The 13,057-nt window shown below is 73.2% G+C and carries 10 protein-coding genes; 3 read left to right on the top strand and 7 right to left on the bottom strand.

Annotated elements, in window-relative coordinates:
• Window positions 1-159 precede the first annotated feature (159 nt).
• Window positions 160-906: an ALF repeat-containing protein gene (locus F8R89_RS21615; protein ID WP_151785480.1), complete on the top strand. Its 747-nt coding sequence runs from the start codon at window positions 160-162 to the stop codon at window positions 904-906.
• A 53-nt stretch (window positions 907-959) separates the two neighbouring features.
• On the opposite strand, the gene purH is transcribed toward F8R89_RS21615, so the two are convergent.
• Both purH and purN read right to left on the bottom strand, forming a co-directional pair.
• The gene (purH, locus tag F8R89_RS21610) at window positions 960-2,525 is read right to left on the bottom strand and encodes a bifunctional phosphoribosylaminoimidazolecarboxamide formyltransferase/IMP cyclohydrolase (RefSeq protein ID WP_151785479.1); all 1,566 of its coding nucleotides are present in this window, start codon (window positions 2,523-2,525) and stop codon (window positions 960-962) included.
• A complete protein-coding gene (gene purN / locus F8R89_RS21605; protein WP_151785478.1) occupies window positions 2,522-3,151 on the bottom strand; it encodes a phosphoribosylglycinamide formyltransferase in 630 nt (209 codons plus the stop codon). Before purN ends, purH begins: the two co-directional genes overlap by 4 nt.
• 359 nt (window positions 3,152-3,510) lie before the next feature.
• On the opposite strand from purN, the gene F8R89_RS21600 reads away from it, so the two are divergent.
• Window positions 3,511-4,311, top strand: a complete 801-nt coding sequence (locus F8R89_RS21600) for a hypothetical protein (protein ID WP_151785477.1) — start codon at window positions 3,511-3,513, stop codon at window positions 4,309-4,311.
• A 25-nt stretch (window positions 4,312-4,336) separates the two neighbouring features.
• Here F8R89_RS21600 and F8R89_RS21595 read toward each other — a convergent pair whose 3' ends face one another.
• Window positions 4,337-6,352, bottom strand: coding sequence for a DUF6350 family protein (locus F8R89_RS21595; RefSeq protein WP_192806187.1), 2,016 nt, complete (start codon window positions 6,350-6,352; stop codon window positions 4,337-4,339).
• Window positions 6,353-6,465: 113 nt separating this feature from the next.
• Here F8R89_RS21595 and F8R89_RS21590 point away from each other — a divergent pair, with 113 nt between their 5' ends.
• Entirely contained in the window at window positions 6,466-7,623 is a 1,158-nt protein-coding gene (locus F8R89_RS21590; protein WP_151785476.1) for a helix-turn-helix domain-containing protein, read from the top strand.
• A 100-nt stretch (window positions 7,624-7,723) separates the two neighbouring features.
• Here F8R89_RS21590 and sucD read toward each other — a convergent pair whose 3' ends face one another.
• The 4 genes from sucD to F8R89_RS21570 form a co-directional block, all read right to left on the bottom strand.
• Window positions 7,724-8,608 carry a succinate--CoA ligase subunit alpha gene (sucD, locus tag F8R89_RS21585; protein ID WP_151785475.1) on the bottom strand — a complete coding sequence of 295 codons (885 nt, stop codon included), beginning with the start codon at window positions 8,606-8,608 and terminating at the stop codon, window positions 7,724-7,726.
• A 27-nt stretch (window positions 8,609-8,635) separates the two neighbouring features.
• Window positions 8,636-9,817, bottom strand: coding sequence for an ADP-forming succinate--CoA ligase subunit beta (sucC, locus tag F8R89_RS21580; RefSeq protein WP_151785474.1), 1,182 nt, complete (start codon window positions 9,815-9,817; stop codon window positions 8,636-8,638).
• 899 nt (window positions 9,818-10,716) lie between these two features.
• Window positions 10,717-11,640, bottom strand: coding sequence for a hypothetical protein (locus tag F8R89_RS21575; protein WP_151785473.1), 924 nt, complete (start codon window positions 11,638-11,640; stop codon window positions 10,717-10,719).
• Window positions 11,641-11,869: 229 nt separating this feature from the next.
• Window positions 11,870-13,033, bottom strand: a complete 1,164-nt coding sequence (locus tag F8R89_RS21570) for a VWA domain-containing protein (protein ID WP_151785472.1) — start codon at window positions 13,031-13,033, stop codon at window positions 11,870-11,872.
• Window positions 13,034-13,057 lie beyond the last annotated feature (24 nt).

Below are 13,057 nucleotides of genomic sequence, written 5' to 3'. Positions count from 1 at the left end.
GCCCGGTTGTCCACCCGTTCTTGTCAGTGCCTTCCGGCAGGATGGTCAAGCGGCTTGTGGCGCACGGGGGTTGGGGAGAGGCACGCGTTCTCCCGCGTCCGGTGTGCCGTGCTTCGTCGTCGAGCCGCGGTCCCTGTCTCCCGCACGGAAGGTCGACCTGTGAGAACGAACCGCATCGCCCTGGCCCTCGTGGCAAGCGCTCTCGCCCCGGCGCTCCTCGCGTCCGCCCCGGCCTTCGCCGCCGACGCGGCGCCGTCGTCCGCCGTCACGGCGGCGGCCGCCACGGACGACCCCGGCACGCCGGTGGACGAGATGTCGGAGGAGGAACTGCGCGCCGCCATCGCCGCCATCCTGGCCGACCCGGACTCCGGCAGGGGCGTCGAGCGGGAGGCGAACGAGGCCCTCGCCGGCACCGTGGACGACATGCGCGAATTCCTCAGGACCGGCTACCGCCTCGCGCAGTACGAGGACGACAAGGTCGCCCTCTTCACCATCCTCGGCAAGCCCTACGCCGGAAAGCGCGTCAAGCAGGAGATCTACGCCCTCCTCGACGCACCCACCCCCGAAAAGCTCCGCACCTGGCTCGAGACCGGCTACCGCCTCGCCCAGTACGAGGACGACAAGGTCGCCCTCTTCACCATCCTCGGCAAGCCCTACGCCGGAAAGCGCGTCAAGCAGGAGATCTACGCCCTCCTCGACGCACCCACCCCGGAGAAGCTGCGCACCTGGCTCGACAGCGGCTACCGGCTCGCCCAGGCCGAGGACGACCGCGTCGCCGTCGCCCGGCTGCTGGCCGACCCGGACATCAGCGACGCGCTCCGCGCGGCCGCGGAGAAGGTCATCGACGGCACGCCGGAGGAACTGCGGTACTTCCTGGAGACCGGGCAGTACGAGGTGGACAAGTAGGACTGACTCCGTCCGCCCGGCCGACCGTAGCGGTGGCCGGGCGGACGGACCCGTCAGTGGAAGAAGTGACGCGTCCCGGTGAAGTACATCGTGACGCCCGCCTTCTTCGCGGCCTCCACGACCAGCTCGTCACGGACCGAACCGCCGGGCTGGACCACGGCCTTCACGCCGGCCTCGATAAGGATCTCCAGGCCGTCCGGGAAGGGGAAGAACGCGTCGGACGCGGCGTACGAGCCCTGGGCGCGCTCGGCACCGGCCCGCTCCACCGCCAGCTTCGCGGAGTCGACACGGTTGACCTGGCCCATGCCGACGCCGACCGACGCGCCGTCCTTGGCGAGCAGGATGGCGTTGGACTTCACGGCCCGGCACGCCTTCCAGGCGAACGCGAGCTCGGCCAGCTCCTCGGCGGAGAGCGCCTCGCCCGTCGCCAGGGTCCAGTGCGCCGGGTCGTCGCCCTCGGCCTGCAGACGGTCGGTGACCTGGAGGAGGGCGCCGCCGTCGATGGGCTTGACCTCGACCGGGTTGCCGGGGCGCTCGGGGCAGCGCAGCACGCGGATGTTCTTCTTCTTGGCGAGGGCCTCGAGGGCGCCCTCCTCGTAGTCCGGCGCGACGATGACCTCGGTGAAGATCTCGGCGACCTGCTCGGCCATCTCCTTGCTGACCGGCCGGTTCACGGCGATCACACCGCCGAACGCCGACAGCGGGTCGCAGGCGTGGGCCTTGCGGTGCGCCTCGGCGACGTCCGCGCCGATCGCGATGCCGCACGGGTTGGCGTGCTTGATGATCGCGACGCAGGGCTCGGCGTGGTCGTACGCGGCACGGCGCGCGGCGTCCGTGTCGGTGTAGTTGTTGTACGACATCTCCTTGCCGTGCAGCTGCTCGGCCTTGGCCAGGCCGCTGCCGGTGCCGTCGACGTACAGCGCGGCCGGCTGGTGCGGGTTCTCGCCGTAGCGGAGGGTGTTCTCCCGCTCCCAGGTGGCGCCGAGGAAGTCGGGGAACTGCGACTCGTCCACGGGGGCGTAGGAGGACGCGAACCAGCTCGCCACGGCCACGTCGTAGGCCGCCGTGTGCTGGAACGCCTCGGCCGCGAGCCGCTTGCGGGTGGCCAGGTCGAAGCCGCCGTCGCGGACGGCGCCGAGGACGTCGGCGTACCGGTCGGGGCTGGTGACGACGGCGACCGACGGGTGGTTCTTGGCGGCCGCGCGCACCATCGACGGGCCGCCGATGTCGATCTGCTCGACGCACTCGTCGGGCGACGCCCCGGACGCCACGGTCTCGCGGAACGGGTAGAGGTTGACGACGACCAGGTCGAACGGCTCGACACCCAGCTCGGCCAGCTGCTCGCGGTGGCTGTCCAGCCGCAGGTCGGCGAGGATGCCGGCGTGCACGCGCGGGTGCAGCGTCTTCACCCGGCCGTCCAGGCACTCGGGGAAGCCGGTGAGCTCCTCGACCTTGGTCACGGGGACCCCGGCCGCGGCGATCTTCGCGGCCGTGGAGCCGGTGGAGACGAGCTCGACACCCGCCTCGTGCAGGCCGCGCGCGAGGTCTTCCAGACCGGTCTTGTCGTAGACGCTGACGAGCGCCCGTCGAATGGCCCGCTTGTTGCTCTCGGCGGTCACTGGATAACTACCTTTCGTCCCTCAATGCGATAGCCGTTGCGGGCGATCCGCCCCACGACCTCGACGAGCAGCCTTCGCTCGACTTCCTTGATGCGCTCGTGCAGAGCGCTCTCGTCGTCCTCGTCCCGGATCTCGACCACGCCCTGAGCGATGATCGGCCCGGTGTCGACGCCGTCGTCGACGAAGTGGACGGTGCAGCCGGTGACCCTGGCTCCGTACGCGAGGGCGTCACGGACGCCGTGGGCGCCGGGAAAACTGGGCAGCAGGGCGGGGTGGGTGTTGATGAACCGGCCGCCGAAGCGCGCCAGGAACTCCTTGCCCACGATCTTCATGAAACCGGCGGAGACCACGAGGTCGGGCTCGTACGCGGCGACGGCCTCGGCGAGCGCGGCGTCCCACTCCTCGCGGGTGGCGTGGTCCCTCACCTTGCGGACGAAGGTCGGCAGCCCGGCGCGCTCGGCCCGGGCGAGCCCCTCGATGCCCTCGCGGTCGGCGCCCACGGCCACGATCTCGGCGCCGTACGCCTCGGATCCGACGGCGGCGATCTCGTCGAGCAGCGCCTGGAGGTTGGTGCCGGATCCGGAGACCAGCACGACGAGGCGCTTGGCCACGGGCTTGGCGGCCACGATGAGCCCTTTCTCGGGGGTGCGTTCTTCGCGGCCGGCGGCACGAGCGGCACCACGAGCACCGCTTGTGCGTTCATACGAATGCGTCGCGCCCCGGGATACGGGGAAGTCTACGAAGCAGCCGACCGCCAGCAACGATACCGGCACCCCGGGTGCGGCCCCCATGGGACGGGGGCCCGGCCGGGAGGTAGCGTCTGTGCCGGGGCGGCCCGGGAACGCGCGCGATGTCCGGTGCGTTGAGGAAGTGACAGCTCAGACAGCTCCAGACAGCCCGGACGGTCCCGCGGTCCGGGCAGCACGGCCCGAACAGCCCCGGACCCCGTCCCGTCCAGCCGACCACAGGGAAGACGCTCGATTTGATGCCGGACCGCAGCCTGCGACTCCACACGCTCTCCTCGCATCCGGTGCAGGGAGGGGTGCACAGCGGCGTGCTGCTGCGGGAGCGCCCCTCCACGCCGCCCGACGCGCCCTCCGGTGGACAGGGCGGCGACGAGCGGGGCGACGGCCGGAAGCAGGACGACAACCCCTTCGCACCGCCCCCCGAGGGCACCCCGGACCAGCCCTGGCAGCCCCGCCACCCCTCGGGCGGCGGCGATGACGACGGGCAGGGCCGCGGCGACGGCGGCGAGTCCCCGTGGGGCAGCCAGTGGAGCGACCGCCAGCCCGGCCGCTCGTCCGGCGGAGGCTTCGGAGAGCGCCCGCGCGGCGACCGCCCCGAAGGCCCCGGCCAGGGCGGCTCCCCCGGCTCGAACATGCGCTGGGACCCGACGGACCCGGCGCAGCGCCGCGCCCGCTACGCGCTGCTCTCCGGAATGTGGGCCTTCTTCTTCGCCCTGTTCAGCTGGCCCTACGTGGCCCTGCTCCTCGGCGCGCTCTCCCTGTACTGGGGGATCAGCAGCCTGCGCACCAAGCCGCGCACCCCGGACCCGGACAGCCCGGCCCCCGCGCGGGCCGGCGGCCGCCCCCAGACGACCGCCGCGGTGAGCGGCCTGGTCACGGCGTCCCTCGCGCTCGCGGTGGTCGCCGCCGGGTTCACGGCGCAGATGGTCTACAGCGACTACTACACCTGCCGCAGCGACGCGCTCACCAGCGAGGCCGAGCAGTCCTGCAAGCAACTGCTCCCGGAGGAGCTGCGCGGGGTGCTCGGCAGCACCGAGTGACCCGTCCGGCCGGTCCACGCTCCCGTCAGGAGGCGGCGGCGCCCGGGTGCGGGGGGCTGGGGGGCGTCTCGGGGGCGGTGTCGGGTCGGGGGTCGGGTGCGGCGTCGCCCGTGGCTTCGGGTGTGGGGGCGTTTGTGGCTTCGGGTGCGGGGTCGGCTTCCGTCGGGGTCGCGTCTGCCGGCTTGGCGTCTGTCGGCTTGGCGTCTGTCGGCTTGGCGTTTGCCGGCGGGGCGTCTGTAGCGTTCGCCGAGTCCTCGTCGGGGGTCGATTCCTTGGCCGAGCCCTTGGAGTCCGGTTCCTTCGGGTCCGGCTTCTTCGGGTCCTGCTTCTTCGGGGTGGGGCCGGTGGGCTCGAGGTCGTCCGGCTGGTAGCCGTCCGGCTCGAAGGTCGTGTCGTGGTCGTACGCCCCGTACGGCACCTCCTCCACCGCTTCGTAGGCGTCGTCCCCGTCGTACCGGGCCGCCGCGGCTGAACCGCCGGGCCGGCCGTCGTTCTGCTGCGGCACGGGCTGGTCCTTCACCAGGGCCGTGAACGGGCTCTTCCGCTCGCCCGCCGGGACCTTCTTCCGGGCGCCGGTCGACGTGTCCGCCGTACGCGGCGAACCGATCGCCGCCGCCCTGGGCTCCGCGTCCCTCCGGGTGGCGTGCGCCAGGCACCGCCAGCCGCGGACGACCACGGCCACCGGGACACCCACCAGCGCGACCCACACGAGGGTCGCCGCACCCGCCTGCCACCACACCGGACCGAACTCCGCCAGGGCACTCCGGCCGAGCGGCCCGCCCGACAGCCCGGCCAGCACGGCGACCAGACAGGCGCAGATGACGGAGGCCAGCAGGGCGGCCGCGGCCGTCCGCAGCGGCGACCAGGTCGGCGTGGCCGGCGGCCGGGCCGGGGACGGCGCGTTCCTCCCGCCCCGCGTCTGCGGCCCGGAGTGCGCCCGTCCGCCCCTGGTCCTGGTCCTGCCCGTCCAGGTGGCCGTGTCGCCCCGTACGCCAGGGTCGACGCCGGAGCCCCACCGGGCCGCGCCCCGCCCCAGGACCACACCGGCCACCACCGGGACCGCCGCCACCGCCCACTGGAGCGGTCCGACGATGCCGGCCGACGGCACGGCGTCCAGCAGCGGGAAGGGCGGCAGGGGCGGGGGCGGTGCCGAGGCCAGCGGGGCCACCACATGCCCGGCGCCGAGCACGAAGCCGGGGCCGAGGGCGTAGGACGCCGCCCACACGGCCGCGTTCGGCACCAGGGAGGCGCACAGCAGCAGGACGCCGACCCGGCCCGACCAGCCCTGGGTCAGTCCGGCGAACGTCTGGCGGGCGTCCACGCCGTGCCACACCAGGGACACGGCCACCAGCAGCGCACCGCCCCCGACCAGCGCCGCCGCGCCCGCTCCGGCCGCGCGGGCCGCCGCCGCGAGCCGGGCCGGCGCGTCCGGTCCCTGCGCGAGCCTCCGCGCGCGGCCGGGGAGCGCGCCGAGCAGCCCGCGCGCCGCCTCGGGACGGCGCTCGCACGCCGTCCACACGCCCACCCCGGCGACCACCATCACGACGAGGGGCACGCACAGCACGGCCGACGGCCAGGACGGCTTGAGGACACCGCCGGCCGCGTACAGCGCCGCGGCCGTCGCCACGCCGAGGTAGCCGAGCACGACGCCCGCCCAGGCCGTGGGCCCGTGCACGGGCGGGGCGTCGTCCCCGCCGTCCGCCGCCGCGTCCCGGGCCGCCCGGTGCACCAGGCAGACCGGCAGCACGAACAGGAGCAGCGGGGTGACCCCGACCGGCACGGAGGCGCCGGAGAGGGTGTCGGCGCGGACCAGTTCGGCGCCGTGGCCCAGCAGCCAGAGCACGGCGGCGATCCGCAGGGCGCCGCCGGGCCCGCTGTCCGGATACGGCGAGACGACCCAGAGCACCATCACCAGGAACACGAGGGCCCCGAGCCCGAGCGCCGCGGCGAGCGCCCCGTTGAGAAGGCTGGCGCTCAGCCCCGGGGTGCGGTGACGCAACCGTGTGAGCAGGGACGACAGGGGCGTTCGGCGAGCAGTCATCTCGATCACGCGGCCATGCTCCCAACGACACGCGCTCAACCCTCGCAACAGGCGAACCTCCGAAGTGTCGCCCAATATACGTTTATGTACTTTTTCACACGGAGGGGTGCACTGTGACGCAGAGCCCGGCAACGCCGCTTCCCCCGCCCACGGAGCGCCGACGCCTGCGCGAGGCCGGGTCCTTGACGCAGGCTCAGGTCGCGGAACGGGTCGGCGTCAGCCGCCGGACGGTGCGCGCGTGGGAGACCGGCCGCGCGGCTCCGTCGGGCCGGGAGGGCGAGGCGTACCTGGATCTGCTGAGGACCCTCGAGGAGCAGAGGGAGGATCAGGAACGGTCCGCGGACGTTGACGTGACGGAACATCACACGGCGGCCGGCATCGAGGGCGAGTCCGGGACCGCGACCGCGACCGAGGGGAACGACGGTCTCGCCGGGGACGCCGCGGCCGACCCCACCGGCCCACGGCCCGGCCGACCCCTCACTCCCGCCCAGGCGTTCGACGCGCTCTACGCCTTCTGCGCCCCCGCCCTCGTACGGCAGACCTACCTGCTCACCGGGCGGCGGGAGCTGGCGCGGGAGTCCGTCGAGCGGGCCTTCGAGATCGCCTGGCAGCGCTGGCCCGAGGTCGCGCGGGACCCCGACCCGGCGGGCTGGGTGCGGGCGACGGCGTACGACTTCGCGCTGTCGCCCTGGCACCGGTTCCGCCCCCGCTACCGGCACCCCGAGCCCCCTCCGGCCGACACCGCCGACCGGCTCCTGCTCGACGTCCTGCTCGACCTCACCCCGTCGCAGCGCCGCACCCTGCTCCTGTACGACGGTGTCGGCCTCGACCTGCCCGAGACGGCGGCCGAGACCGAGGCGACCACCCCGGCCGCCGCCAACCGCATCCTGACCGCCCGGGCCGCCGTCGCCACCCGGATGCCCACCCTCGCCGACCCGGACGATCTCCACCGCCGGCTGGCCGAGCTGGCCTCGGCGGAACGTCTGCGGGCCTCCGCCGCCCCGGCCGTCCGCGAGGGCGGCGAACGCCGGGCCCGCTTCTGGACGCGCGCGGCGATCGCGTTCACCGTGGCGCTGATCGGCACGACCGCGCTGACGCTGCGGACCGCCCCCACCCGGTACGAGCCGCCGGTGCCGCCGGGGGCGACGGTGCACGGGGTACCGCCACCGGTGGCGCCGGGGCCGCTGTCGCACAAGGAGCAGAAGCTGCGCGACAAGCTCCGCTCCGAGCCGCACGCCGGCCCGGAGCGGCTCGCGCCCCAGCCGTTCTAGCGGCCGTGCGGAAAACCAGTGGCCGTGCGGAGAACGCCGGTGGGCCCGCCCCCTACGGGGACGGGCCCACCGGCGTTTCGGCGCGATGCCGGGGCTGGTGTCAGCCGCCCAGGATCTCGCGGGCGAGCTTCGCCGTCTCGGTCGGCGTCTTGCCGACCTTGACGCCCGCGGCCTCCAGGGCCTCCTTCTTCGCCTGGGCGGTGCCGGACGAACCGGAGACGATGGCGCCGGCGTGGCCCATGGTCTTGCCCTCGGGCGCGGTGAAGCCCGCGACGTAGCCGACGACCGGCTTGGTCACGTTCTTCGAGATGTACTCCGCGGCACGCTCCTCGGCGTCGCCGCCGATCTCACCGATCATGACGATCAGGTCGGTGTCGGGGTCGGCCTCGAACGCGGCGAGCGCGTCGATGTGCGTGGTGCCGATGATCGGGTCGCCACCGATGCCGACGGCCGTCGAGAAGCCGATGTCACGCAGCTCGTACATCATCTGGTACGTCAGCGTGCCGGACTTCGAGACCAGGCCGATGCGGCCCGGCTTCGTGATGTCGCCGGGGATGATGCCGACGTTCGAGCCGCCCGGGGTGATGATGCCGGGGCAGTTCGGGCCGATGATCCGGGTCTTGTTGCCCTTCTTGCCGGCGTACGCCCAGAAGGCGGCCGAGTCGTGCACGGCGATGCCCTCGGTGATCACGACGGCCAGCGGGATCTCGGCGTCGATGGCCTCGACGACCGCGTCCTTCGTGAACTTCTCCGGCACGAAGATGACGGTGACGTTGGCGCCGGTCTTCTCGATGGCCTCCTTGACGGTCCCGAAGACGGGTACCTCGGTGCCGTCGAAGTCCACGGTCTGACCCGCCTTGCGCGGGTTCACGCCGCCCACGACGTTGGTGCCGTCACCGAGCATGAGCTTGGTGTGCTTCATGCCCGTGGCGCCGGTCATGCCCTGGACGATGACCTTGCTGTCCTTGTTGAGCCAGATAGCCATGGTGTGTTGTGTCCTCGTCCTGAGTGCTTACTTGGCGGCGTGGGCCAGCTCGGCGGCCTTGTCGGCCGCGCCGTCCATGGTGTCGACGCGCTGCACCAGCGGGTGGTTGGCGTCGGTGAGGATCTGCCGGCCGAGCTCGGCGTTGTTGCCGTCGAGACGAACGACGAGCGGCTTGCTGACGTTCTCGCCGCGGTCCTCGAGCAGCTTCAGGGCCTGGACGATGCCGTTGGCGACCTCGTCGCAGGCGGTGATGCCACCGAAGACGTTGACGAAGACGGACTTGACGTCCGGGTCGCCGAGGATGATCTCGAGGCCGTTGGCCATGACCTGGGCGGAGGCGCCACCGCCGATGTCCAGGAAGTTGGCCGGCTTGACGTTGCCGTGCTTCTCACCGGCGTACGCGACGACGTCCAGGGTGCTCATGACGAGACCCGCGCCGTTGCCGATGATGCCGACCTCGCCGTCGAGCTTGACGTAGTTGAGGTTCTTCTCCTTGGCGGCGGCCTCGAGCGGGTTCGCCGCGGCCTTGTCGTGGAGCTCCTCGTACTCGGGGTGACGGAACTCGGCGTTGTCGTCGAGCGACACCTTGCCGTCCAGGGCGAGGACCTCGCCGGAGGCGACCTTCGCGAGCGGGTTGACCTCGACGAGGAGGGCGTCCGACTTGATGAAGGTGTCCCACAGCTTGATCAGGACGTTGGCGACCTTGTCCGCGACCTCGGCCGGGAACTTGGCGGCCTCGACGATCTCGCGGGCCTTGGCCTCGTCCACGCCGTCGATGGCGTCGATCGCGATCTTGGCGACGGCCTCCGGACGGGTGGCCGCCACCTCCTCGATCTCCATGCCGCCCTCGACGGACGCGATGGAGAGGAAGGTGCGGTTGGCACGGTCGAGGAGGAAGGAGACGTAGTACTCCTCCAGGATCTCCGGGGCCGTCTCGGCGATCATCACCTTGTGGACCGTGTGGCCCTTGATGTCCATGCCGAGGATGTCGGTCGCACGGGCCACGGCCTCGTCCGCGCTCGCGGCCAGCTTCACGCCGCCGGCCTTGCCGCGGCCACCGACCTTCACCTGGGCCTTGACGACGGACTTGCCACCGAGACGCTCGGTGGCTGCGCGGGCCGCCTCAGGCGTGTCGATGACTTCACCGGCCAGCACCGGTACATCGTGCTTGGCGAAGAGGTCCCTCGCCTGGTACTCGAACAGGTCCACGCGCTTCCGTCCCTATCAGTGATCTCGCGGTTCGTTGGATGCGTGGGCGTGCCGCGAAGGGCAACGTGACGTCCGCTCTGTCACAAGGGAGGCGCACACGGTGTCCGAGCGCGCGGCATGTCCGTCTCGCAGGTTATCGCCGCATGGGGGGAGCCTCTAAATCGCGGGTCACACGTGAGCGGTGATACCTGTCACATGATGCCGCGATCGGTGGATATCACTGGCACGGCGTGCCGAACGCGTGGACGAGGGGGAGGCGCCGCATCGGGTTGGGGTTGACCCGATGCGGCGCCTTGAACAGCCCGGAAGCGGCGGAAGAAGGCCGCTTCGGAGGGCCCTGGCCGGGGTGATCCCCACCCCAATGGGGATCACCCCGGCCGGTTCGCGGGGTCCGGACCCGAACGCCCGACGGCTTTCGGCCGTCCGGGTCCGTCCACCCGCGAGTCGGATGGCCGGCGTTGTCGATGACGCCGGGGGCTGCGCGGGGTGCTGCCGAGGTGCTGCGCAGGCGGGGTGCTGCCGGGTGCTGCGCCGGCGGGGTGCTGCCGGGGTGCTGCGCCGGCTTCGCGGGCCGGGGGCTGGTGCCGGCCGGCCGGCGGGCTGGCGCGGGGTCTGGGTGCCGGTGCCGGTGTCGGCTTGGTGCCGGTGCCGGTGCCGGTGCCGGTGTCGGCTTGGTGCCGGGGGCACGGGCAGGCGTCAGGGGGCGTGGCGGCCGGTACGGGTGGTGCGAGGTGCGAGCACCGGCGAGGTCGTGCCGGTCGGCGATCGGTCCTGCGGGCCGCGGTGCCGTCGACGATCGGTACCGCGGGCCGCGGGCCGCGGGCTGTGACGCGGTGCGGCGGCGAGGTGGCTCGGCGACCGGGAGGGCCCGGGGAGACCGGCGGGCCGTGCGGCGTCGGCTAGGCGGGCGACACCGGGACGTCCCCGTACCGGTCCCGTGTCTCGTCCGCCTCCGCCCGGACGGCGGCGCCGGGCACCAGTCGCACCGGGATCCGGCCGTACTCCACGGACACCGCGTGGGCGTCCGCGCACCGGGGACCGTTGTTGTCGCCGCTCGAACGGTTGCCCGGCACCCCGGCCGGGTCGTCCGGCGGTCCCTGCCGCACGGGGCCGTACCCGAACCGCGCGTCCGGCTGCGCGGCTACGGCGTCCATGGCGCCGGACGCCGTGCCGTCGGCGCCGGTCCCGACGCCGGCGGCGAGTGGCCGGGCGCCACGCGGGTCGCCCCAGGGGCCGTACGCACCGGTCGATCCCTCGCCGGTACATGGCGTGCGGTCCCGGTGATCCCCCGGCTCCTCCGCGGCGGGCTTGGGCGCCGGCGCGGTGTCGCGGGGGGCGGGCAGCGCCGGCAGGCCCGGGCCGCCAGGACGGCCGGGGACGTCGGAGAGGTCGGGGACGCCGGGGAGGGCGGGCGGGCTCGGCGGTTCGGGCGCGGGTGGAGCCGGCAGGCCGGGCACCTCCACGCCGGGCCAGTCCGGCATCCCGGGCGGCGTCGGTGCGGGTGCCGGTGACATGACCGGCGGTGCGGGCGGCGGGGGCAGTTCCTTCCGCACCTCGGTGAGTACGCCGGAGACCGTCTGCCCGACCGTCCGCGTCACGTCCTCGGTCACGGTCCGGACGAGGTCGCGCACCGGCGGGACCACCGACGTCGCGGGCGGAGCAACCTCCCGGCTCACCGCCGGCAGCGGCGCCTTGTCCCCCGCACCCTCCGCCGCCTCGGCCCGCTCCCCGCAGAGGAGACCGAGCACGAAGAGACCCCCGACGAGCAGCACCAACTGGAGCACGCGCGGTGCGGCACCCGGTGAGGCGGCGGGCCGGGACACGGTGGTGGTCCTCCCGTGGGGTGGGCGAGGGACAGGGGGCGCCGGGGTGTATGCGCTTACGGAACACGCCACACCGCTGACGGGACGCCGATCCTCGCACGCCCCTCCCGAGGTCGCGCAAGCCCTCTGTGACCGATGGGCACTCATGTCCGTTTTGCTGCACGGCGTCCACGGGCAACCGCCTCCCGTCCTGCCGATGGCGGCCCGCCCCACCACCGGTGACGGACCGTCAGGGAGTGTCCGGCACCGGGATCGGCCGCTTCTCGATGGCCGCCGCCATCACCTCCGGGAACAGGTCGGGCGTGCAGGCGAAGGCCGGCGCGCCCAACGCCGCCAGCGCCGCCGCGTGTTCACGGTCGTAGGCGGGCGCCCCCTCGTCGGACAGCGCCAGCAGCGCCACGAACTGCACTCCCGACGCCTTCATGGCCGCGACCCGCTTGAGCATCTCGTCGCGTATGCCGCCCTCGTACAGGTCGCTGATCAGCACCACCACCGTCTCGGCGGGCCGGGTGATCTGTGACTGGCAGTACGCGAGCGCCCGGTTGATGTCCGTGCCGCCGCCGAGCTGGGTGCCGAAGAGGACGTCGACGGGATCGTCCAGCTGGTCGGTCAGGTCGACCACCGCCGTGTCGAAGACGACGAGCCGGGTGTCGATGGACCGCATGGACGCCAGCACGGCCCCGAACACCGACGCGTACACCACGGACGCCGCCATCGACCCGGACTGGTCGATGCAGAGGACGACCTCCTTCTTCACCGACTGCGAGGCCCGCCCGTAGCCGATGAGCCGCTCCGGCACGATCGTGCGGTACTCGGGCAGGTAGTGCTTGAGGTTGGCCGCGATCGTGCGGTTCCAGTCGATGTCGTGGTGGCGTGGCCGGTTGATCCGGGCGCTTCGGTCGAGGGCGCCGGTGAGGGTCGCGCGAGTGCGGGTGGCGAGCCGCTTCTCCAGGTCCTCGACGACCTTGCGCACCACGGCCCGAGCCGTCTCCTTCGTGGTCTCCGGCATGGCCCGGTTGAGCGAGAGCAGCGTGCCGACGAGGTGCACGTCGGCCTCGACCGCCTCCAGCATCTCCGGTTCCAGCAGGAGCGTGGACAGGCCGAGCCGGTCGATGGCGTCGCGCTGCATGACCTGGACGACGGAGGACGGGAAGTAGGTCCGGATGTCCCCCAGCCAGCGGGCCACCGAGGGGGCCGACGCCCCGAGCCCCGCCGAACGGTCCTTGCCGGTCTGCTTCTTGTCCCCTCTGCCGTAGAGGGCGGTGAGCGCTCCGTCCATCGCGGCGTCCTTGCCGGAGAGCGCGCATCCCGTGCCGTCGGCGTCGTCCCCGCCCAGCACAAGCCGCCAGCGGCGCAGCCGCTCGCTCGCCGGGTCCCTCAGTTCGGTCGTCATCAGCGTGTCCCCCTTCGACACCGT

Origin of the sequence: Streptomyces sp. SS1-1 (genome assembly GCF_008973465.1) — a bacterium.
Classification (GTDB): Bacteria; Actinomycetota; Actinomycetes; order Streptomycetales; family Streptomycetaceae; genus Streptomyces.
The sequence above is the reverse complement of the archived record's forward strand: the minus strand, read 5'-3'. Positions and strand labels throughout refer to the sequence as shown.

Coding starts and splice junctions, on each gene's coding strand:
- F8R89_RS21600 (WP_151785477.1), top strand. CDS start 3,511: ATGCCGGACCGCAGCCTGCGACTCCACACGCTCTCCTCGCATCCGGTG.
- F8R89_RS21595 (WP_192806187.1), bottom strand. CDS start 6,352: ATGACTGCTCGCCGAACGCCCCTGTCGTCCCTGCTCACACGGTTGCGT.
- sucD (WP_151785475.1), bottom strand. CDS start 8,608: ATGGCTATCTGGCTCAACAAGGACAGCAAGGTCATCGTCCAGGGCATG.
- F8R89_RS21570 (WP_151785472.1), bottom strand. CDS start 13,033: ATGACGACCGAACTGAGGGACCCGGCGAGCGAGCGGCTGCGCCGCTGG.